This is a genomic window from Nostoc sp. DedQUE05, from assembly GCF_034530955.1.
In the GTDB taxonomy this organism is placed as follows: Bacteria; Cyanobacteriota; Cyanobacteriia; order Cyanobacteriales; family Nostocaceae; genus Nostoc.
In genome coordinates this window covers 36281-58024 of the sequence record NZ_JAVRCB010000019.1, presented here as the reverse complement: position 1 = coordinate 58024, position 21744 = coordinate 36281, and the positions used below count along the sequence as shown (strand labels likewise).

Here is a 21744-nt window from a genome sequence, read left to right as displayed (position 1 = left end):
TACTGAGTAGTTTTTAATTTACTCAGTACTCATAACTTATAATTCAGTTTTACGAAAGGACTGGTTGTGCTTCCTTAGACTCAGCTTTCTGCTTGAAGACGCTTGGTACTTTAGCGCTGAAAGCTTCACCTTGAACCACTTCAGAACGGGAACCATCAACTCCTACTGGAACATCGCCTGTGATAGTAGTGCGATAGAGGAGACGTTCGACATCTAAATGATCCAAATCTTGAGGAGCCAAATGCACGGTGGCACGGTTGTCCCAGAAGGCGATATCACCGTTGTTCCAACGGAAACGGGTGGTATAGGCAGGTTTGGTGACTTGGTTGAAGAACAACTCTAGTAACAGTCTGCTCTCTTCTGGTGACACATCAACAATGCGAGAGACGAAGCCAGGGTTTACGAACAAGGCACGCTCACCAGTCTCAGGATGAACTCTGACGACTGGGTGAATAGAAACTAGGGGATTGACAGCAATGCGCTCGTCAAATTTGTTGTTGCGGGGTTGATAACCGCCCCCATTAAAGCGATGTTCTGCTTTTAATGTATCAGCTAGCGATCGCAAAGGTGCTGAGAGTCCCTCATAAGCGGCAACGAGATTACTCCAGTGGGTGTCACCACCGAAACTAGGAACATTAACTGCGCGTAAAATTGACGCTGCTGGTGGGTTGATCGCCGCCGTTACATCTGTGTGCCAAGGGCCGCCAGTGCGAAAACCATACTGCTGCTCATAAAGCTTACGGTCTACGGGTTTGATCTGGGGAAATCCCGGAACTGGTTCCGGCTCTCCCAAGGGATGGGCGAAAGTCACTTCGCCAAAACGAGATGTGAACTCGACCTGGGCAGCATGATCGATGTTCTGGCCACGAAAAAACACAACTTTCCACTTCAATAGCGCTTTGCGAATTTCTTGGACTTGATCCTCAGAAAGAGAGCGGGAAAGGTCTACGCCGCTGATTTCTGCACCGATGAAACCAGCTACCTGTTTAACTTCTATATGTTTGTAGCCCATTAGGATTCTCCAGAGTTTTATCTGTCGGGAGGTGTTCACACTCGCCTATTTCCTTGGGAATTTTGCCGATACCCAATATCTGCTAGCAACATTCCCATGCTGGGAGCATAACTGAAATTATCATACACTATTCCGATAGAATTAAAGTAGTATGCAGTTGCTAAATAGTAATTTCCTACGTTTTTGCAGACCAATCCCCTTCTATAGCGATCCGATGTCAATGTGCAAAAGCCTTAGCTCAGACAGATTAGCGATGCCTGGGCAGCAAACTACGCGATTATTTGACAGTTCTTAGTTAATCTAATTATTAGTAAACCATAATAAAATTTTACTCATGAAAATTTGGCATAGACAACTAGGGGAAAGCATCAGTAATATCACTTACCACTATTTACCCGCTTTGCGCTGGCGTAATTTTCGCCTGTTTTTCGGGGGACAGTTACTATCAATGTCTGGAACATTTATGACCCAGCAGTTAACTATTCCTTGGCTAGTATACGATTTGACTCAATCGCCTTGGTTGTTGGGAGTTGCAGGGTTTGTACAATTTTTACCTACGTTATTACTGATTCCCTTTTCGGGCATATTGTCCGATCGCTGGAGTCGTCGTGACTTGTTAATGGTGGTGCAGATATTGGGAATTAGCGTTTCCCTGGCTTTAACGATTCTCACCTTTACCAATTGGATTACCTTTCCTATCCTCTTGGTACTGAGTGCTTTCAATGGTTTGCTCAAGGGATTAGATATGCCCGTGCGCCATACAATCGTCACCGAAACCGTAGACGATCGCGCCGATTGGAGTAATGCGATCGCTTTGAATTCAGTAATGTTAAGTTCCTCTCTTGTCGTGGGGCCTGCTATGGGCGGGATTTTGATTGCGACACTAGGGGTAAAATATTGTTTTCTTTACGATACCCTCAGCTATATTCCTGCGATATTTACCTTGCTAGCGATGCGGCTACCAGCCAGACAGATGCAACCCCTTACGGGCATTAGCGATACTTTGGAAAAATTGCGGGAAGGCTTTGAATATGTCTCGAAATTCCAGCCGATTAGAGTAATTTTATTAATGCTAGCGTTACATGGTTTCGTCGGGATGTCTCATGTCGCGCTGATGCCTGTTTTTGCAGCAAAGATTCTCAATGGAAACGCAACAACGATGGCTCACCTCAGCACTTCAGCACCGATTGGCTCGTTGTTTGCTTGTTTGTATCTAAGTGTCAGACGAGGGATTGTAGGCTTAGAGCGTTTGATTGTAGTCGCTCAAGTTTTCATTGGGATGAGTTTGATATTCTTTTCACTCTCGCGTCAAGTTTGGCTATCTATAATCATTCTGGTATTTGTAGGCTGCTTTTCTATCCTCAACATTACCAGTAGTAATATGATTATTCAAACCCTAGTTACCGAGGATAAGCGCGGACGGGTAATGAGTTTTTACGCCCTAGCAATGGTGGGTACAATGCCCTTTGGAAATTTGTTAGCGGGGACTTTGGCAGATAATTTTGGTGCGACTAATGCCTTGATTGTCTGTGGTAGTCTGATTATTTTAGGTGCGCTCTGGTTCTCTGCACAATTGCCAGCAGTAAGCCGTTGGATTGCTCGGTGAACAAGTCGCTTCTCTTTGTACAACAAAGCAAATATTTGGAAAACAAGCATCTTCCGCCACACCATAAAAGTGTAGTGGAAGACGATCAATTACATCAGCTTGGCAGAAGAAAGTTGCGCCTATAGCTGATAGCTGATTTTTTCATCCCAAGGAGCAGGTTTGCTAATTTGCTTCCATATAGGACTATACAAGGCTTCATGTAGTTCGCGTGCTAGTACCACCAAACCTGCATAACCTGCATAAGCATGGTGACGTTCATGGTTAATGTCTAAAAAAGGAATTCCCGTTTTGAGTGCTGTATATTTATTGCCAGCCCCAGTAATCAACACATCAGCTTTTGTTTGGTGTAATACCTTTAATAATGCCTGGGGAGTTGTGTCAGACAAAAGCATTGCATCTGCACCAAGATATTGTTTAATTTTAGCTTTCTCCTCTTCTGTTGTTTTGCCATCCGTAGCTGCAATAACTTCCATTCCCAAATCTTGGGCTGCTAAAATAAGCGACCAACTTTTCACACCACCAGTAGAAAGAATAATCCGCTTACCTTTTAAATCAGTAAGGTAAGGAGCTAAAGCAATATCTAGAGCAGCATTTTCTTGAGAAATTAACTTTTCTGTACGTTCTTGCAGTTCAGAGGCAATAACACTATCTCCCAAGGGAATACTTAATTGGGCCGCAATATTTCGCAAGCAATCGTTTAAGTTGGTCGCACCATAGAACGATTCTTCAATATAAGGAATTCCATAACGTTCCGCCATAGTTTGCGCCATTTGTATAGCTACATTTGAGCAAAGCACTACATTTAATTTGGCGCGATGAGCATAGCAAACTTCTTGATAACGAGCATCACCTGTAATTTTAGAAAGAACGCGAATTCCCATTTTTTGGAATAATGCTAAGATATTCCACGTTTCACCTGCAACATTATAGTCACCAACAATATTAATATCGAATGGTGTGGTAAATTCCGGTTCGGCTGTACCAATGACAGCATTCAGTAAAGTTTCGTTACCAATGCGATTACCTAAATTTTTACTACCAAGAAATCCAGGCGCATTTACATAGATAACTGGGATATTAACTTGTTGTGTAGCAAGTTGGCAAACACTATCAATATCATCACCAATCAAAGCAGACAGACAAGTAGCATAAACAAAAATGGCGGCAGGATGATAGCGTTGAGCAACATCCACAATCGCTTTGTACAGTTTCTTTTCTCCACCAAAAACGATATTACCCTCACTAAAATCAGTAGTAAAAGCAGTTTGGTATAATTGTGAGCCTGAAGAGAGGCTACCATGAGTTGCCCAAGGATTGTGAGTACAAGAAACAGCACCATGTACTAAATGAACAGCATCAGTAATAGCTCCGACAGAAACCATCGCTCCATCAAAAGGGCAATTTCCTTGGGTTGCACCTGGTTGTGGTGGTTTTGTGCAAGTGAGTTTTTTCTGACCATTAAGCTGTTTATGGTTAGATTTGCAACCTGTTTCGCTAAGGGGTTCGTTAATTGTTACTTGAGTGTTTTTCATGCTTTTCCTCGTGCTAAAAATAAATACAAAACAGCCAAGAATGAGGAGTTAAGAGTATTATTCTCTCTCTACCTCCTATTTTTCTTACTTACCAATTTTGCTGCCTAGTCCCCACTCGTCTTTATAGATGCTGGTAGACAAAGTTGATTGAGACTGATTTCTGAGAAATTACAAAAAACAGCAATTGATGCACTAGCATTTCAGATAAAACAAGCAACTCCTCTGATGCATCCTGTATTTTTAGAAAGGCTTGTTATGGTAGCCCTCGCATAAGTTACATCTTCGCCTGTAGCCCCTCACCGCAACGAGATGTAACTCACTCAGACGATAAACACTATAATTCTTTGGCTAGTGTTAGCTTATCTAAATATTAGTATAGCTAATAATATCTGAAATCAAGTATTGTTTTGAGATTTTTAGAATATAAATTATTAGATAATTAAACAGGATAATTTACACACATGTTTTCTATGTACCTTCTGTTGTTTTTTATCATCCAACCAAGAAATTTATTTTTTACTAATACTACTTAAGGTATTTTATTTAACTAAAATAACGATTTATATAGGAAATTGTAGCCTTAACTATTTTAAAATGCTCTAAATCTATCGATAAACAGAACTATATTAAAAATTTTTCTTGGAATTTGAAAAGTATACACTATTTGAACTATGAGCTTTAGCCGCAGCCCTGGTTGGTTTGACGGTGGCGATCGCTTTGCAGATCCGAGAGATTCTCCCAACAGCCCCCTCTCCCAAACATTTCCTGATTTCTTGTTCCATATTTATCATTTATATGCAATTCTTAATATGATAGCTAACAACTCCGGTAAGTCGATTGATATATAGTATTTTGTATCCTGGCTTTTGCAAAGCAATGCTCATAGCTCTGCAATACTCTAGGCAAATCACTGTCAAAAGGCTATAGAAATATCACAACCTTATTAAGCATCCCAACAAAAAGTAGAGCATACCGTATGACGAAATATGTAAATCTTGGCAAAACTGGACTCAAAGTATCGCGTATTACACTAGGCACAATGACTTATGGCTCGCGTAAATTGCGCGAATGGGTATTAGAAGAAGAAGAAAGTCGTCCATTTATCAAACTGGCTTTGGAATTGGGGATTAATTTCTTTGATACCGCTGATGTCTATTCCTTGGGTGCTAGTGAAGAAATTGTCGGACGAGCGCTAAAAGACTTTGCTAAACGAGATCAAGTTGTGATTGCTACTAAAGTACATGGCAAAGTCGGCGATGGGCCTAACGATCGAGGACTATCTCGCAAACATATTTTTGACAGCATTGATGCTTCTTTGCGGCGGCTACAGACTGATTATGTAGACTTGTACCAAATTCACCGTTGGGATTATGAAACACCAATTGAAGAAACCCTAGAAGCACTGCATGATATTGTCAAAGCAGGTAAAGTCCGTTACTTAGGAATTTCTAGTGTTTACGCATGGCAGTTTGCTAAAGCCCTTTATACAGCAGACATTCACGGCTGGACTCGTTTTGTATCAATTCAAAATCACTACAACTTAGTTTATCGGGAAGAAGAACGAGAAGTGATACCCTTAGCCCTAGATCAAGGGATTGGTATTATTCCTTGGAGTCCCTTGGCGCGGGGCTTTTTAGCAGGGAATCGCAGTAAGTCAGACCATGGCCAAACATTGCGGGCAAAAACTGACGAATTTGCTCACAATCTCTACTATCAAGATTCAGATTTTAAAGTAGTCGATCGCGTAGTTGAATTAGCCGGAAAACGGGGTGTGAAACCCACACAAATTGCCCTAGCTTGGCTATTGCATCAACCAGGTGTGACATCTCCGATAATTGGCGCTAGTAAGATAGAACATCTTAAAGAGGCTGTGGAGGCAGTGGATTTAGAGCTTTCTGATCAAGAGCGCAAATTCTTAGAAGAACCTTACACACCCCATCCTATACTAGGGCATCAGCATCCATCTGGAAATCGCCCATAGAGTAATCTTGCACCAGGCGACTGAAAGTCACGGCTACACAGGTAAAACCCGCCTACGCGGGTTAAAAACCTTGATTTTACCTTTTATGACTATGCTTGAATACGCGCCTCCTCCGATTTGGCTAAATGCTCACATTCAAGACCCGCGTATCAAGGTTGGAGATTACACCTACTTCGATCGGCACATCAGTTTAGCAATATTTACCCCTGACGACCGGATTGAGATCGGAAAGTTTTGTTCTCTGGCTAAGGATATCATCATTTTTGCTGGAGGAAACCATATTATGACAAGAGTAACGACATTTCCTTTCAAGTGGTTATCCGCAGAAGCTGTGCCAGAAGAACGTTACACCGATGCGGCTTCTAAGGGGGCAACGATTATTGGTCATGATGTTTGGATTGGGTATGGGGCAACGATTTTATCAGGGGTGAAAATTGGCAACGGTGCAGTTGTAGGCGCACAGGCTGTTATTGCTTCCGATGTTCCTGCCTATGCAATTGTGGTGGGTAATCCAGCTAAGATAATTCGGTATCGGTTTAAACCTGAAACGGTAGAACGGTTGCTAGAACTATCTTGGTGGGATTGGGAGTCAGCGAAGATTGCGGCTAATTTAGATTTGCTATATACCAACCCGGATGAGTGGCTACCAGAGATCCAGTGGAAAGAGCCACAAGGAGATGTATTGAAATTTATCGGGATGCCACCAGCAGAACAACACGATGGAGCGGATGTTTCTGTTTAATTACTTGTCGATGGCATCCATTCAAAATCGCTCCGCCTCCGTTAAGATATCTGCGAGCCTATCGGCGAAATTTATTCAGCCAGGGGAGTGTCAATCAATCTTGCATTATCCTGCCTTACCCTATTCAAAATTCTAAGTTGTTGAGTTGGATCTTTGTCAGTCCCTCCCATTTTGCCATGATGCCAACCCATGTTACGGGTGTAACTACCAAGCAAGTTTTGGGTAATTAACTGTTCTGTATCAACCTTATCGTCCAGCTCGGCATAAGGCGACACATAAAGCGCATCAACAGGGCAATACAACTCGCACAAAAAACAAGTCTGACAATCTGATTTACGAGCAATTACGGCTATTCCATCGTCTCCAGAATCAAAGACATCGCGCGGACAAACTTTCACGCAGATATCACAGCCGATACAGCGATCGCTATCAACAATTTCAATCATTACGCTACCTCTTGCAACTGATTTTCTGCGGCGACAACCATAACATCATCGATACCACTTCATGCACTACCTCACAACCTGAACCTATCAAAATGATGACTCGTTCTGCATCAATTGTGCCATGATAATCAAGCAAGTGATAGTGTCTGGTTGTCTGTGCGGCAAACTTATCCATATAAGATTGCATGATATTGGGACAAGCAGCGTAGTAGGGATTTACTGTTTCCCTTGCTTGGAAATAAACGTCGGGATTTTGGGCAGTTTTGCGCAATACTGGGCGATCGGGGGATAGCGCCCTTGCCCGAATGGCACTAAGAAAAGCTGAAACCTCCTTGCTGGCAGGGTGTAGGGTGTAGGGTGTAGTTTTAAGACAATTAAATTTTACTTGCCTCAAGGAGTTCAACATCTTATTAATTCCCCACACCCTCTCATGCAGCTAGATCATGGGTTTGCCCTTAACAAGCCTGCCATTCCGCCCTTGCCCGATGTTCCAGAATGAATTGGCAGTCAGGCCCCATTTTATACGTATTTCGTCATGACCCCAAGTGCAGACTCTTGGCTAGTGGAAGCTGCTTTCGTTACAAATCTTCATCAAAATCCTATTCCGATATATCGCGATATATTCTGATATATCGTATATTAGAGAAAGTTGATTTGAGATTTACTTATGTTTAGACATTTTCGGTCACGTTTTGGCGCACCTGCATGGGCAGGAGTTAACGAAGAGGATTCATTGCTTGTCAGGTCTTGGTTTGGACATGGCAACCATCATGACAAGCATCATGGTAGACATCATGACAAACGCTTTGATAATGAAATGTTTGGTCGTGGTTGGGGAGATGAATACCGGACTCGTCGGGGTGACATCAAGTTCATTCTGCTGGAACTCTTATCCGAGCATCCTAGTCATGGTTACGACCTGATTAAAGAGATGGGTGCGATTCGTTGATTAGTGAATCACGGTAATCAGTCCGCAAATAACTAATCCAGCCCGACAGCAGATTACTGTCACTAAAGGGCTGAACTCTCGGTCAGATGCAAGTGCAAGTCTTGCCATTCAGACTCAGAATTGACTCCTTATCTGCCCACACCGAACAAGCTCGGTTCTTGTAGAGTGAAGCTGGGAACAGGGTGCAATCAGACAGCCGTTACGGGCTGACACTGGCGCTAACAGGGAGTTCCTACGGTGAAACCGGGTCTAGAAAAGCAACCTATTTGAGAGCAGGGCGTAACATAAAAAACCTTGACTTCACTGGAGAATTAATTCCCGCCGCATCTCCATTTTATAGCGGTAAGAGTCCTGGGAATCCAGTGGTTGAATTGACCACACCTAACGGAACAACGCCACATGCTACAACGGGGGGAACCCCCGCAACGCAGTGGCTCATCAATCTCTCCGAGGGAACGAATAAAAACGAGTTGTGGGTCTAGGGGCGGATTCGTTCCCCAAAGTAGACCAGACGAGCGGATTAACCCCCACAATTCGGGTAGGACAGACCGTAATTGGTCTGAGGTGTTCAGAAAATACAAACTCTAGAAGAGAAAATGATTAGACACAGTAAACATACTAGTGAATCTTGGAGAGCTTTACCGTGGAAGAAATTCCGCCGAAATCTTTTCCGCCTTCAAAAGCGCGTATTTAAAGCGGTTCAAGTTGGAGACAAGCGGAAGGCTAGGTCACTCCAAAAGCTTATTCTTAAATCCACCTCGGCTCGATTTCTTGCAATTAGACTTGTATCTCAGCTAAATACTGGCAAAAAGACGGCGGGTATTGATGGTAAGAAATCCCTCTCATTTGAAGAACGCTTCAACCTTGAAGAACTACTGAAAATGAATAGTGGAAATTGGAAGCATCAAGGACTACGGGAAATCCCCATCCCCAAGAAGGACGGGACTACCAGAATGCTAAAGATACCAACCATCGCGGATAGAGCTTGGCAATGCCTAGCAAAATATGCACTCGAACCAGCACATGAAGCCACTTTCCACGCCAGGAGTTACGGGTTTAGAACTGGGCGCTCTGCCCACGATGCACAAAAATACATCTTTAATAACCTCCGTTCTGCTTGCAATGGAATAGAAAAACGAGTTATAGAACTCGATATCGAGAAGTGCTTCGACAGGATTAATCACTCAGCAATAATGGAAGAACTCATTGCTCCAAAAGGCTTAAAACTCGGAATATACCGATGCCTCAAGGCAGGTGTAAATCCAGAATTCCCTGAACTTGGAACACCCCAAGGGGGAGTGGTCAGTCCGTTACTAGCTAATATCGCGCTCAACGGCATTGAAAGTATACACAGATACAACAAGGATCAAGGGTATATAATCACTAATAAAACCCCATCCAGTAGGATCGTCGAACCATCAGTCCGATACGCGGATGATATGGTCATTATACTTCAACCCAAAGATGACGCGACAGAAATACTTGAAAGAATCAGCGAGTTCCTCCGCAAACGCGGAATGAATGTAAGCCAAAAGAAAACCAAAGTTACCGCCGCGACAGATGGGTTTGATTTCCTCGGCTGGCACTTCAAAGTCCAGAAAAACGGAAAGTTTAGATGTATTCCCTCAGTGGATAACTACAAAGCATTTCGTAAGAAAGTAAAACACATCGTCAACAACTCGAATTATGGTGCTACCACAAAGGCTGAGAAATTAGCTCCGGTAGTTAGAGGTTGGAGAAATTACCATAAGTTCTGCAAGATGGACGGGTCGAGAAACTCGCTATACCACATCGAAACAAGAGCTTACAAGGTATTCAACAAGGAAGCCAAGCAAAACCGCTACTCTAGCAAGAAACTACTAGACAAAGCATTCCCAGCAGTTTCCCACTCCGAAAACAAACACGTCTCAGTCAAAGGAACAAAATCCCCCTATGACGGAGACACAGCCTACTGGAGCGAACGTAAAAGCAAGCTCTACGACGGCGAGACCTCTAAAGCCCTTAAGAAGCAAAACCATAGATGTGCTTCCTGTGGTCTGAAATTTATCGATGAGGAACGGGTACACCTGCATCACATCGACGGAAATCACGCTAACTGGAAGAAAAATAATCTCGAAGCAACTCATGAGAGTTGCCACGATTATAAACACATGAGCAAAAGCAAAAGCTGAGAACATCGGAAGCTGGGTGCGGTGAAAGTCGCACGCCCAGATTTAACTGAGAGGTGCGGGGAATAATATCCCCCATCGACTCAACCAAACTCGTTACGGTGGTTTCCGTCGCCTCAGTCCTGGCTCAGTGTATCCAACACTCCAATTGTTGGAAGAAGGAGGTTATCTCAAGAGCGCACAGGAAGGGGGCAAGCGGATTTATACGATTACGGATGAGGGTAAACAATTATTGGCAGAACGTTCCCAACAAGAACCTTCAGACACTCCTTGGGATACCTTCAAAAGTTTTGTTACAGGTAAGCCCCAAGAGTTTATTGAGTTGCGGAATGCCGCCACAGAGTTAGCTGCTGCGGTGGTGCAGGTTGCTCGTAGTGGTAATATGGAGCGGATAAATCGGGTACGGGAGCTTTTAGAGCAAGTTAAACGAGAAATTTACGCGATTCTGGCTGAAAAATAAGTAGAGGCTCGTAGTAAGACCTTAGTCCTTATTTTCTAAGCAGCAAATTGCTTACTACAAACCCTCTAGTACTTTGCTCACGCTGTCGATCGCATTAGCGTTCGCTGTCCAACATCTGCATTTGATTCATCATAACGAGTGCCTGCGATCGCAGATGTGGGAGAGGTTGAATTTTATTTTGGGTAGTCACATAGCGGTTCTCAGTTGTTTTACTGCTAGCTTAGGTTGAAAATTCTCTGCATCTTTGCGTAACTATACGCTGGCTGTAGGACGCACGATAATCTCATTCACATCAACGTCATCCGGTTGTTCGATTGCAAAGGCGATCGCTCTGGCGATCGCTTCAGCCGGAAGCGCAATCTTGCGGAATTCCTGCATACCTTTGACAGCTTCGGCGTCAGTAATGCTATCGGCAAGTTCTGACTCCGTTACGCCTGGCGAAATAACTGTAACGCGAATGTCAGTATTTTCCTGACGCAGCCCCTCCGAAATTGCCAACACCGCGAACTTAGTGGCTGAGTAAACGGCGCAGGTTGGCCAGACAGCGTGTCCGCCGATGGAGGACAGGTTGACGAACTGGCCAAATCCTTGGCGTTTCATCAACGGTAGCCCAGCAGCAATGCCATTGAGTACGCCACGGATGTTCACGTCAATCATCAAGTCCCATTCATCAACTTTCAGCGCTTCTAGCTTCGAGAGCGGCATAACACCTGCATTGTTGACGATGACATCAATGCGGCCAAATTTGCTTTGAGCAAATTCTACAAAGGCTTGGAAGTCGGCGCGATGAGTAACATCAAGGGTCTGATACTCCGCCGAGCCTCCCTCAGAGCGGATTGTAGCCACGAGGGTTTCTAGCCGTTCCGTGCGTCGTGCGCCCAGGATGACGTGGATGCCCTTACGAGCGAGTAGACGTGCTGTCGCCTCACCGATACCGCTACTTGCGCCTGTAATTAGTACTACTTTCTGTTGGTTGGTAGTCATAAAATCGTATCTCCAAGTTGTTGTATTCTCTAGCACATTCTTAATTTAAGAGAGTCAAAGCTTGGTGCGGTAATCTGAACCTACGAAATTCTTGCCTAATACTGCATTTTCTTCATTGTCGATTGTAAAAAGATAAGCTAATCTAAGCGGCTAAATAGATTGTGGCTGCCCTGAATGTTAGTTTCATAAAGGATTTCAAACGAAATTATGGAACAGACTGTTAGACAGCAGCAGTCCGAGCTAGCTGCTCTGATTGCACAAAACAGTAATGGAGATGGTGTCCATCCCACAGCGATCGAGCGGTTATTCCTGATCCGTTCCTTACAACCAACTGCGCCTCTCCATGCCCTGCATGAGCCTGCTTTGTGCATTGTCGCTCAGGGCAAGAAACAGGTAATGTTGGCAGACAATCTGTATGTTTATGGTCAAGACCAATATTTGGTGGTGTCCATCGATCTGCCTGTTGTCGGTCAAGTGATTGAAGCAACGCCAAGCGTTCCGTATCTGTGTCTTCGGCTCGATTTAGATATGGGAGAACTCAGTACACTGATGATGGAGGCAAAACTAGACGCTCCAGCGAACGAACCACTGGAACCGGGCTTGTCTATTAATCCTGTTAGTCCGCAACTGCTTGATGCTGCAATCCGACTTGTACGATTGTTGGAAACGCCTCAAGATATTGCCATCCTTGCACCTTTGATTGTCCGAGAAATTCTCTATCGTTTGTTATCTGGCGAACACAGTGCTAGATTGCGACAGATTGCTTTAGTCGATAAACAATTCCAAGCAATTAGCAGAGCGATCAACTGGCTGAAATGGAACTACGAAAAACCATTTCGGATCGATACGATCGCTCGTGAAGCGCGCATGAGTCCCTCGTCGCTTCATCATCACTTTAAGTCTGTCACCACCATGAGTCCTTTGCAATATCAAAAACAACTTCGGCTTCAACAAGCCCGTCGTCTGATGCTGGGGCAAGGTATGGATGCGGCAACAGCTAGTCATTATGTGGGTTATGAAAGCCCCTCACAGTTCAGCCGTGAATACAGTCGCTTGTTCGGCGCACCACCGTTGCGTGATATGGCTCGGTTAAAAAGTGGAGTTTTTGGGGATGGGGAGAAATCAATTAAAAATTAAAAATTAAAAATTAAAAATTAAAGAATTTCTGCCTTCTGCCTCCTCTGCCCCATGTCCTCAAAAATTAGAAGCGATCGCATTTAAATCTGGCTCGATGAGTGAGTTTAGCAATGTCCACAACTGCAAATCAGTAAAGTCTGGAATTGCCATAAATGCACCGACTGATTGCAAAATTTGCGGATCGTGGGTGGAGGCGATGCCAATGGTGCGAATATCTGCGCCCACTGCGGAACGAATACCAGAGGGAGAGTCTTCTAAAGCGATCGCTTCTTCTGCTGTAATCCCCAATTTATTCAGGGCAACTTGGTAGGGCACAGGATCGGGTTTACCTGCAATACAATCATCCGCTAAAACAACTGTATGGAAAGCTTCTTTTATCCCCAAAACCTCTAGCATAAATTCTGCATTTAATCTAGGAGCATTAGTTACTAATGCTCGTTTTAATTGATGTGTTTCTGTCCATGCTAGTAGTTCAGAAAATCCATTTAGCGGTTTGAGATGTGGGGCGAGTTTGCGGAAGAACGCTTCTTTTTCGTCTGCAAATTGTTGCCCTTCTGCTGCTGATAATTGTGGCAGAATGTCTTTAACAATTTCTGGATTTAGCCTTCCACTAATTCGGGATTTATAAAATGTTTCGTCTATTTCTATGTTGTAATTTAACAGCATTTCCCGCCAAGCTCGGTAGTGTATGGGGTCAGTGTTGACAATAGTGCCGTCTAGGTCAAAAAGAATTGCAGCCAGCATGATTTTTCGGTAAAATGTAAATAATTGTTAACTTAATTTAAATAGTTTACATTGTTTTTTGTCTTTAGTGATTGTTCCTGCGCTAATACGGGGATTGGGGACTGGAGAATAAAATTTCAAGAGTTAGTAATTAATCTGCTAAATCCTAAAATCTATACTGGATAGGGCATATAAGAGCAGACAGGTAAAACCTCTGGGCAAACTGCTGTATAATTGATAACCTTCTTCGTAAGCAAATGGTAGCCGCCACAAACTTTTTTCGTGTTGACGATTTACTAGTACAGATTTACAACTCTGAAGTCGAAATGGCTGAGGATGTTGCCGAAATCGTGCAAAAATATTTACAGCAAGTTCTTAATCTTCAGGATACAGCTGCTGTATTGTTAGCTACAGGTAACTCCCAACTCAAATTTCTTGATGCTTTGATTGCATTGGGTGGTGTAGATTGGTCGCGGATTATTCTGTTCCATCTAGATGAATATTTGGGAATTACTGCCGATCATTCTGCTAGTTTTCGGCGTTATATGCGAGAACGTGTAGAGAATCGGATTAATCCTAAGCAATTTCACTATATAGAAGGTGATACATTACAACCAGTAGCAGAGTGCGATCGCTACACCAAATTATTGCAAGCACAACCGATTGACTTATGCTGTCTTGGTGTTGGCGAAAATGGACATTTAGCTTTTAACGATCCGGCTGTAGCAAATTTTCAAGATCCTTACAGCGTGAAACTGGTAAAATTGGATACTATGAACCGTCAGCAACAAGTAAGTACAGGTCACTTTCCGAATTTAGAAAATGTTCCACAGTATGCTTTTACTGTCACCATCCCAACAATTTGTTCGGCTAAAAAAATTATCTGTCTTGCTCCAGAAAAACGTAAAGCGAATGTGGTAAAAGATATACTGCAAAGCTATATCGGTACAGACTGTCCAGCTTCTATTCTTCGTCAACAACCACAAGCGACGTTGTTTTTAGATGTTAATTCTGCTAGTAGACTAGAATAAATTTAAACTTATTAACACATCAATCTTCCAAGCTAATTATTGCACTAATGCACGAGCGCATTCAGAAGCTTTGCAAAGTGGCGGATTTTTCTTTGCTGACATTCAAAACAACCAAGTAGATGCTACTGGACAAGCTATTCTACGTTTTATCGCCGCTCAAGGGGAACGGGCTATAGTCAGCTGCCAAACTCTATTGCAACAGTTCCCCGATGCTGATATTACTTTCAACTTGCTGTTGCAACGGGAGTTAATTGAGGAAGTTGACGACGGCTATCGCTTTCAAGTGGAGTTTATTCGTCGCTGGCTTATTTGAATCATGTCTGATAATGTTAACTTCTGACAAATATTACTTGTGCTGGCGTAATTGCTCTACTATATATTCTTCTAGTTCTTGTTTTTCTCTGTTACTAGCATTTCGTTGATAAGTTCTTCCAGTTTCTTGAATAAACCTACGTTTCTCGCTGGGAGAAGATTTGAGTTTACCTCCAGTTCCTTGCAGCTTTTGCTGTAATTCTTCCCAAGTTTTTTCACCCACACTTTCACCTAGTTTGACCAGTGCCTTTGGGAGTAACATTTTTGCTTCTCTTTGAAAATCTTCTTCTGTCTCAAGAGAAGCTAAATCTATATTGCTAAAGTCGATATCGATTTGAAACTTACTCATACAATTGTATTTATTTTGTTCAAAATTATTACCCAAATCCGGGAAAGATGGGTTTTCAATTTTCAGTTACGATCGCAAGATAGTATAATTGTACTGTTTGATGTTGGTAACTGAAGTTGAAAATATCAATTCCGAAAGTTGATTTAATACTTCCGGTAGTATAGCCTTACTTATTCATTCATCACAAGATTCTCGGCTTATTGAAACAAGTGGGAAATCTCAGCCTTTTGGTTTTCATTTATAAAAGAAGATTGCTATATATTCAAAAAGAATACACATAACTAATGACCGTACAAGCAAGTTAGCAATATTGGAAATGCTATCTTAAAAACAAGGTCATTTGCTCAGTTTTTGAGGATAATACTATGACTACAACGCTCAAAGAGCCTAATTTTATTGAATCATTGCTAGGTAAAGAGGCTGAAGACCTGCTTACTTACAAAGCAAAAGTTTCTCGTGATTTAATACATTTACCGGGCCCAGACTTTGTAGATCGCATCTGGCTCAATAGCGATCGCAATCCTCAAGTATTGCGTAATATCCATTTACTTTACTCTACTGGTCGTCTGGCAAACACAGGTTATCTATCGATTTTACCAGTAGACCAAGGGATTGAACACTCAGCTGGTGCGTCTTTTGCGCCCAATCCGATTTACTTCGACCCAGAAAATATTCTCAAGCTAGCGATCGCCGCAGGTTGCAATGCGGTTGCTACCACTTTGGGAACATTAGGCATTGTATCACGGAAATATGCCCACAAAATCCCCTTTATTGCCAAAATCAACCACAACGAATTGCTGACTTTCCCCAATCAATTTGACCAGGTATTGTTTGCGGATGTAGAACAAGCTTGGAATTTAGGGGCGGCTGCCGTAGGTGCGACAATTTACTTTGGTTCCGAGAATTCTACCAGACAAATTCAGGAAATCAGCAAAGCTTTTAAACGCGCCCATGAACTGGGTTTGGCGACTATTCTCTGGTGCTATCTGCGGAATAACGCTTTTAAACAAGATAAAGATTACCACCTTGCGGCTGACCTCACCGGACAAGCGAATCATTTGGGTGTAACCATTGAAGCTGACATTATCAAACAAAAGTTACCCGAAAATAACAATGGTTACGGTGCAATTGCCAAAGCCACTGGTAAGAGTTACGGCAAAACCGATGAGCGGGTTTACACAGAGTTGACAACCGATCACCCAATTGATTTAGCTCGTTACCAAGTACTAAATTGCTACTCTGGGCGTGTCGGGTTGATTAATTCTGGTGGCGCGACTGGTAAAAATGACTTCGCCGAAGCAATACGCACCGCCGTAATCAACAAACGCGCTGGTGGTTCAGGATTAATTTCTGGGCGAAAAACCTTCCAACGTCCTTTTGAGGAAGGTGTAAAACTGTTTCACAACATTCAAGATGTTTATTTGTCGCCAGATGTGACGATCGCTTAGGGAGTGGGGGAGCAGGGGAGCAGGGGGACAAGGGGACAAGGGGACAAGGGGACAAGGAGATAAACAAAACTCTTAACTCTTAACTCAGCACTCCTAACGCCCAATGCCCAATGCCCCATTCCCTATTCCCCATTTTTATCTAACATTTCTCAATAAGAAATCTGGCTGGCCACAACTTTTTTGCGATCGCTTCAAAATTTCGGCGCTACAAATACCAGGTTCGCCGTTTTTGGAATAACAAAAGAAGACTTCTTGCAAAAATCTTCCCGAACCAGAACAAAAAGGTGCTATACCATCAGCAGTAATTTGATTATTCGCACTCACAAATGAATTTTTAAAATTTGTAATTGTGGTACGCACGGGTTTATTAGGACGATTATAAGCTGCGGGAATAGCGATCGCATCTTTTAATTTTTTACTCAATCCCAAGTACTCCACAGGAGTTTTACCCGAACAAGTACCATGTTTTTCCCATTCATGATCGTAAAGTTTATTACTAGGATACAAATTGGGAAATTGCCGCTTTACTTCCGACGGTAATTTTTGCGTGGAACAATTAGCAGGATAACCAGTTTGGTACTGCGGCCACAAACCATGTAGTACAAAACCAAGTTTCCTTCCAGAACCACACTGCTGCTTGTCACGGCTACCATTTGCCGCACAATAATCCGGCGACCACGAGAGTGTTAGTACATAAAAATCAAATTTCCCCGGAGTACCGCGATTTTGAGCAATGGCAGCATTAGGTATAAAAAGACCAGTAATTAGCAGAGAAGATGCAATTAAAAGTTTCTTAATCTGCATATAAACAATTAGTTTTCACTAAAAATCAAGTTATATACGATACATCCTTAAGAGTCAATAATCAAACTGCTTTGCGGAGTCATTTGTCATTGGTCATTTGTCATTTGTCATTTGTCATTTGTCATTGGGCGTTAGGAGTGCTGAGTTAAGAGTTAAGAGTTTTGTTTATCTCCTTGTCCCCTTGTCCCCTTGTCCCCTTGTCTCCCCCTGCTCCCTGCTCCCTCATCTCGCCAATCCTCAACGAATTTAGAAAAAGCAAATCTTGGTAGGGATTCTGGGATATCCTTAGATAAGTGAAAGATTTGCCAAAAAATAGTAAGAATGAAGCTGGCAGCAAGAGTAAGTCAGGTAACACCTTCATTAACCTTAGCGATCGCAGCCAAGGCTAAGGCACTGAAGGCGGAAGGAATAGATGTTTGTAGTTTTAGCGCTGGAGAACCAGATTTTGATACCCCGGCGCATATTAAAGCCGCAGCAGTTAAAGCTTTGGATGAAGGCAAAACCAAATATGGTGCAGCAGCCGGAGAACCAAAGTTAAGGGAAGCGATCGCCCACAAGCTTAAAACCGACAACGGTCTTGATTACAAGTCTGAGAATGTGATTGTCACCAATGGCGGTAAGCATTCTCTGTACAACTTAATGGTGGCATTGATCGATCCAGGTGATGAGGTAATTATCCCTGCACCCTACTGGCTAAGTTATCCCGAAATGGTGACTTTGGTCGGTGGAGTCCCGGTGATTGTGCCTACAGATGCGACGACGGGTTATAAAATTACTCCCGAACAACTCCGTAAAGCGATCGCGCCGAAGACGAAGTTATTTATCCTCAACTCTCCATCTAATCCCACTGGGATGGTGTACACGCCAGATGAAATCAAAGCACTGGCGCAGGTAATAGTTGATGCAGATATCTTTGTTGTCTCTGATGAGATTTACGAAAAGATTCTCTACGACGGTGCAGAACACATCAGCATCGGTTCTCTGGGGAAGGAAATTTTTGATCGTACTTTGATTAGTAATGGGTTTGCGAAAGCTTATTCCATGACTGGGTGGCGTCTGGGCTATTTAGCGGGGCCTGTGGAAATCATTAAAGCAGCCAGTACCATCCAAGGGCATAGTACATCTAACGTGTGTACCTTTGCCCAATATGGTGCGATCGCGGCGCTACAAAGTCTTCAAGATTGTGTCGAAGAAATGCGTCAAGCCTTCGCCAAGCGGCGACAGGTAATGCTAGACAGACTCAACGCCGTTCCCGGATTGAGTACTGCAAAACCAGATGGCGCTTTTTATCTGTTTCCTGATATCAGCAAAACCGGTCTAAAATCTTTAGAATTTTGTGACGCTTTGTTGGAAGAACATCAAGTTGCAGTCATTCCCGGAATTGCTTTTGGCGCTGATGACAACATTCGCCTTTCCTACGCCACAGATATGGCGACGATTGAAAAGGGAATGGATAGATTAGAGAAATTTGTCAAGTCGCGTATTTAGTTGGTTGTCATTTGTCAGTTGTCACTTGTCATTTGTGAGGAGCATTTCTCTACTCTTCGACTTTTTAACTCCACCTTTTCGACTCAGAACTGGTGGAGTTCATTTTTAAACCTCAAGTTTCATGTTCCGAAGCTCAAGTTTCGTGTTCTGAAGTTCAAGTTTCGTGTTCCGAAGCTCAAGTTTCGTGTTCCGAAGCTCAAGTTTCGTGTTCCGAAGTTCAAGTTTCGTGTTCCGAAGCTCAAGTTTCGTGTTCCGAAGTTCAAGTTTCGTGTTCTGATGCTCAAGTTTCGTGTTCCGAAGCTCAAGTTCCAGGGATTTTTAGTAAAACATCGCTTGTTTCATTGGCTCTATGTCATTTAAAAACAACTCACGGGATTCAAGATAATATAAGATTGCTTCAATAGGATCTCGTGCTTCGATTGGATAATACCTTTGTTCGTATGCTTTCACAAGCGTAGTTAAAACTTCCAAGCGGTCAAACTCTGGTGTATTTAGTTCTGCATCAAACAATCTTTCAATTTCATCAAGTGCAGCACGATAATCAGCTTCGGTGTGGATAAGATAGGTTTCAAGCATAGGTATTACTTCCTCAGATACTTATTGCATCTACGTTGTTGTATTATTTAAAAAATTATGCCCGTGAAGGCAATTATGCTGCCAACATCCCGAATACGAATAAAATATACGAAATAACTTTATTTCTTCATTGATAAAATAATGAAAAGTTTGATACTGCCAAAAGTTTTGATTTTTACTTTTGGGTTGGTATTTTTAGATTAGCTAACAATCGGGGAGAACTAGGGGAGGCAAGTCTTGAGACTATAAGTCAATACAGTTAACTTAACTGTATCGAACTATACTTCAGTCTGATGTTTTGTGTTTCCAGCTTAAAGTTTTTGACGTTCCGCATATTCACACAAACAACCTTTGTCATTTGTTATTTGTCATTTGTCATTTGTTATTCTCCTCCATACCCAATGCCCAATGCCCAATGCCCCCATGCCCAATGCCCCATGCCCCATGCCCAATGCCCAATGCCCCATGCCCAATGCCCAATGCCCCATGCCCAATGCCCTACATCAACTGCATCTCCTGCAATCCCTGGCGTAGTCTCTTCGCTTCTTCGGGATTATACCTTTCGTGAAGGGCGATCGCTTTTCTAAAAGCTGCTAAACTATCTTGATGATTGCCAACTTTGAGCAACACTACCCCCAAATTTTGATATGCTTCGGCATAGTTGGGATTTAAGGTAATTGCATGTTGATAATATACGATCGCATCTGCAAATAAACCCAAAGCCTTAAATGTCATCGCCAAATTATAATGTCCAAAAACAAAAGTGGGATCGATTTTCAAAGCTGTGATATAAGCAGTTTTCGCACCGTTGAAATCTCCTGCTGCTTTGAGTAAGTTACCCAAGTTGTTGTATGCTCCTAGTTTGAGCATGGGATAAATTGGCAATTTGATGGCAGCTTGATAGTGATAAATCGCCTGTGGGGATTTTTGCAAGCGACTGTAGGCAATGCCTAAATGATAGTGGAGTTCATATAAGATATCGTAGTTGTCTTCAGCAACGGTGATTCCATGTCTTAGCAAATCCATACCTTGAGAAATTTTCCCAGTTTGCACATACAACGCTCCTAATTTACTGCAAACATAAGGATCGTTGGGATGAGTTGCGAGAAACCCTTCCATCGCTGTAGCGGCTTTGGCATATTTGTTATTTTCAGCGATCGCACTTTTTTGATATCCTGTGTGTACAAGGGCAACCCCAGGTAAATAACCTATTTGCCAATGGGGTTCTTTGGTTAAAATTTCTGACACACTATCATCTACCAAGGCATGGTAAGGACGGTCAAAACGAATATCTGGATGATTGCGAAATAGCCTGGAAACCAGAGAATAGGGAGATTGTTCTGCACCAACTTCTTGGCGGACGAGGTTGAGGAGCAAATATTCATCTCTTGCGATCGCCTCTCGTAACTGCGGTACAATTGTTGGAGTTAGAGTTTCATCAGCATCTAATACCAAAATCCAATCACCAGTGACATATTTGAGAGCTGCATTCCGGGCAGCACTGAAGTCATTACACCATTTAAAATGATGAACTTTTGCACCGAGTTGTTGGGCAATATTGGGAGTGCGATCGATTGAGCCTGTATCCAAGACTATCATTTCATCCACTACTTTTCTCACACTGCTCAGGCATTTAGGCAGTGTTGCTGCTTCGTTTTTCACAATCATGCATAGACTCAAACTCATAATTTAAAACTTGGGAGTGGGGAGTAGTGAATAGAAGGATAAGGGAGATGAGAAAGCAACATCTTTACTTCCTATTCCCTTTAACAGTGATAGACTCTGCATAGTGAAAAATTTGCTTTGATTGTGAAATGTTACAATCAAGGCTTTTATATAGAGCATAAATACTGACCTCTAGTGTCAATAATGACAGTGTAATGGATAAACTGCCAATATAAATAACCAGTGCCAATCTATGCCGCATCTGATACAGGTAATATAAAATTGCTAGCGTAGACGTAGCCCTTCCTAGACATCGCATCAGGGAGTATTA

22 protein-coding genes and 1 pseudogene are annotated in these 21744 nt (G+C 42.7%); 13 read left to right on the top strand and 10 right to left on the bottom strand.

The features are described 5' to 3' along the window. Window positions 1-49: 49 nt before the first annotated feature. Window positions 50-1012, bottom strand: a complete 963-nt coding sequence (locus tag RMZ42_RS16310; RefSeq protein WP_322672356.1) for a TauD/TfdA dioxygenase family protein — start codon at window positions 1010-1012, stop codon at window positions 50-52. Between the two features lie 334 nt (window positions 1013-1346). Here RMZ42_RS16310 and RMZ42_RS16305 point away from each other — a divergent pair, with 334 nt between their 5' ends. Next, a complete protein-coding gene (locus RMZ42_RS16305) occupies window positions 1347-2618 on the top strand; it encodes an MFS transporter (RefSeq protein WP_322672355.1) in 1272 nt (423 codons plus the stop codon). A gap of 119 nt (window positions 2619-2737) precedes the next feature. On the opposite strand, the gene nifE is transcribed toward RMZ42_RS16305, so the two are convergent. After that, entirely contained in the window at window positions 2738-4150 is a 1413-nt protein-coding gene (nifE, locus tag RMZ42_RS16300) for a nitrogenase iron-molybdenum cofactor biosynthesis protein NifE (protein ID WP_322672354.1), read from the bottom strand. Between the two features lie 671 nt (window positions 4151-4821). Between nifE and RMZ42_RS16295 the strand changes: the two genes are divergently transcribed. From RMZ42_RS16295 to RMZ42_RS16285, 3 genes are all read left to right on the top strand, one after another. Further along, a complete protein-coding gene (locus RMZ42_RS16295) occupies window positions 4822-4998 on the top strand; it encodes a hypothetical protein (protein WP_322672353.1) in 177 nt (58 codons plus the stop codon). A 128-nt stretch (window positions 4999-5126) separates the two neighbouring features. Next, entirely contained in the window at window positions 5127-6131 is a 1005-nt protein-coding gene (locus RMZ42_RS16290) for an aldo/keto reductase (RefSeq protein WP_322672352.1), read from the top strand. Between the two features lie 7 nt (window positions 6132-6138). Beyond that, window positions 6139-6873 (top strand): CatB-related O-acetyltransferase, encoded by a 735-nt coding sequence (locus RMZ42_RS16285; protein ID WP_322672351.1) that lies wholly within the window; start codon window positions 6139-6141, stop codon window positions 6871-6873. A 71-nt stretch (window positions 6874-6944) separates the two neighbouring features. Here RMZ42_RS16285 and RMZ42_RS16280 read toward each other — a convergent pair whose 3' ends face one another. Both RMZ42_RS16280 and RMZ42_RS16275 read right to left on the bottom strand, forming a co-directional pair. Next, a complete protein-coding gene (locus RMZ42_RS16280) occupies window positions 6945-7319 on the bottom strand; it encodes a ferredoxin family protein (RefSeq protein ID WP_322672350.1) in 375 nt (124 codons plus the stop codon). A 43-nt stretch (window positions 7320-7362) separates the two neighbouring features. Further along, window positions 7363-7629 (bottom strand): annotated as a pseudogene (locus RMZ42_RS16275) (hypothetical protein); the annotation flags it as partial. A 357-nt stretch (window positions 7630-7986) separates the two neighbouring features. Here RMZ42_RS16275 and RMZ42_RS16270 point away from each other — a divergent pair. The 4 genes from RMZ42_RS16270 to RMZ42_RS16255 all read left to right on the top strand — a co-directional run bounded on the left by RMZ42_RS16270 (window position 7987) and on the right by RMZ42_RS16255 (window position 10896). Beyond that, on the top strand, window positions 7987-8268 hold the full coding sequence (locus RMZ42_RS16270) for a hypothetical protein (protein ID WP_322672349.1): 282 nt from the start codon (window positions 7987-7989) through the stop codon (window positions 8266-8268). Window positions 8269-8450: 182 nt separating this feature from the next. Further along, window positions 8451-8750, top strand: a complete 300-nt coding sequence (locus RMZ42_RS16265; protein WP_322672348.1) for a hypothetical protein — start codon at window positions 8451-8453, stop codon at window positions 8748-8750. A 114-nt stretch (window positions 8751-8864) separates the two neighbouring features. Then, window positions 8865-10439 carry a group II intron reverse transcriptase/maturase gene (locus RMZ42_RS16260; protein WP_322672347.1) on the top strand — a complete coding sequence of 525 codons (1575 nt, stop codon included), beginning with the start codon at window positions 8865-8867 and terminating at the stop codon, window positions 10437-10439. Window positions 10440-10485: 46 nt separating this feature from the next. Next, a complete protein-coding gene (locus RMZ42_RS16255; RefSeq protein WP_322672398.1) occupies window positions 10486-10896 on the top strand; it encodes a PadR family transcriptional regulator in 411 nt (136 codons plus the stop codon). A 252-nt stretch (window positions 10897-11148) separates the two neighbouring features. Here the strand turns inward: RMZ42_RS16255 and RMZ42_RS16250 are convergent, their stop codons facing one another. Beyond that, window positions 11149-11880 carry an SDR family oxidoreductase gene (locus RMZ42_RS16250; RefSeq protein ID WP_322672346.1) on the bottom strand — a complete coding sequence of 244 codons (732 nt, stop codon included), beginning with the start codon at window positions 11878-11880 and terminating at the stop codon, window positions 11149-11151. 207 nt (window positions 11881-12087) lie between these two features. Here RMZ42_RS16250 and RMZ42_RS16245 point away from each other — a divergent pair, with 207 nt between their 5' ends. Further along, window positions 12088-13017 carry an AraC family transcriptional regulator gene (locus RMZ42_RS16245; RefSeq protein ID WP_322672345.1) on the top strand — a complete coding sequence of 310 codons (930 nt, stop codon included), beginning with the start codon at window positions 12088-12090 and terminating at the stop codon, window positions 13015-13017. Window positions 13018-13074: 57 nt separating this feature from the next. On the opposite strand, the gene RMZ42_RS16240 is transcribed toward RMZ42_RS16245, so the two are convergent. Beyond that, window positions 13075-13761 (bottom strand): HAD-IA family hydrolase, encoded by a 687-nt coding sequence (locus RMZ42_RS16240; RefSeq protein WP_322672344.1) that lies wholly within the window; start codon window positions 13759-13761, stop codon window positions 13075-13077. A 236-nt stretch (window positions 13762-13997) separates the two neighbouring features. Here RMZ42_RS16240 and RMZ42_RS16235 point away from each other — a divergent pair, with 236 nt between their 5' ends. After that, window positions 13998-14771, top strand: a complete 774-nt coding sequence (locus RMZ42_RS16235) for a glucosamine-6-phosphate deaminase (protein WP_322672343.1) — start codon at window positions 13998-14000, stop codon at window positions 14769-14771. Window positions 14772-14841: 70 nt separating this feature from the next. Further along, entirely contained in the window at window positions 14842-15084 is a 243-nt protein-coding gene (locus RMZ42_RS16230) for a hypothetical protein (RefSeq protein WP_322672342.1), read from the top strand. Window positions 15085-15117: 33 nt separating this feature from the next. On the opposite strand, the gene RMZ42_RS16225 is transcribed toward RMZ42_RS16230, so the two are convergent. Further along, on the bottom strand, window positions 15118-15432 hold the full coding sequence (locus tag RMZ42_RS16225; RefSeq protein ID WP_104907687.1) for a hypothetical protein: 315 nt from the start codon (window positions 15430-15432) through the stop codon (window positions 15118-15120). A 365-nt stretch (window positions 15433-15797) separates the two neighbouring features. Between RMZ42_RS16225 and RMZ42_RS16220 the strand changes: the two genes are divergently transcribed. After that, window positions 15798-16880 (top strand): class I fructose-bisphosphate aldolase, encoded by a 1083-nt coding sequence (locus RMZ42_RS16220; RefSeq protein ID WP_322672341.1) that lies wholly within the window; start codon window positions 15798-15800, stop codon window positions 16878-16880. Window positions 16881-17015: 135 nt separating this feature from the next. On the opposite strand, the gene RMZ42_RS16215 is transcribed toward RMZ42_RS16220, so the two are convergent. Then, window positions 17016-17684 carry a ribonuclease T2 family protein gene (locus tag RMZ42_RS16215; RefSeq protein ID WP_322672340.1) on the bottom strand — a complete coding sequence of 223 codons (669 nt, stop codon included), beginning with the start codon at window positions 17682-17684 and terminating at the stop codon, window positions 17016-17018. 321 nt (window positions 17685-18005) lie between these two features. Here RMZ42_RS16215 and RMZ42_RS16210 point away from each other — a divergent pair, with 321 nt between their 5' ends. Then, complete coding sequence (locus RMZ42_RS16210; RefSeq protein WP_322672339.1) at window positions 18006-19172, top strand: pyridoxal phosphate-dependent aminotransferase; 1167 nt, start codon at window positions 18006-18008, stop codon at window positions 19170-19172. Window positions 19173-19490: 318 nt separating this feature from the next. Here RMZ42_RS16210 and RMZ42_RS16205 read toward each other — a convergent pair whose 3' ends face one another. Further along, window positions 19491-19748, bottom strand: coding sequence for a transcriptional regulator (locus RMZ42_RS16205; protein WP_322672338.1), 258 nt, complete (start codon window positions 19746-19748; stop codon window positions 19491-19493). 498 nt (window positions 19749-20246) lie between these two features. Then, window positions 20247-21434: a tetratricopeptide repeat protein gene (locus RMZ42_RS16200; protein ID WP_322672337.1), complete on the bottom strand. Its 1188-nt coding sequence runs from the start codon at window positions 21432-21434 to the stop codon at window positions 20247-20249. Between the last annotated feature and the right edge of the window lie 310 nt (window positions 21435-21744).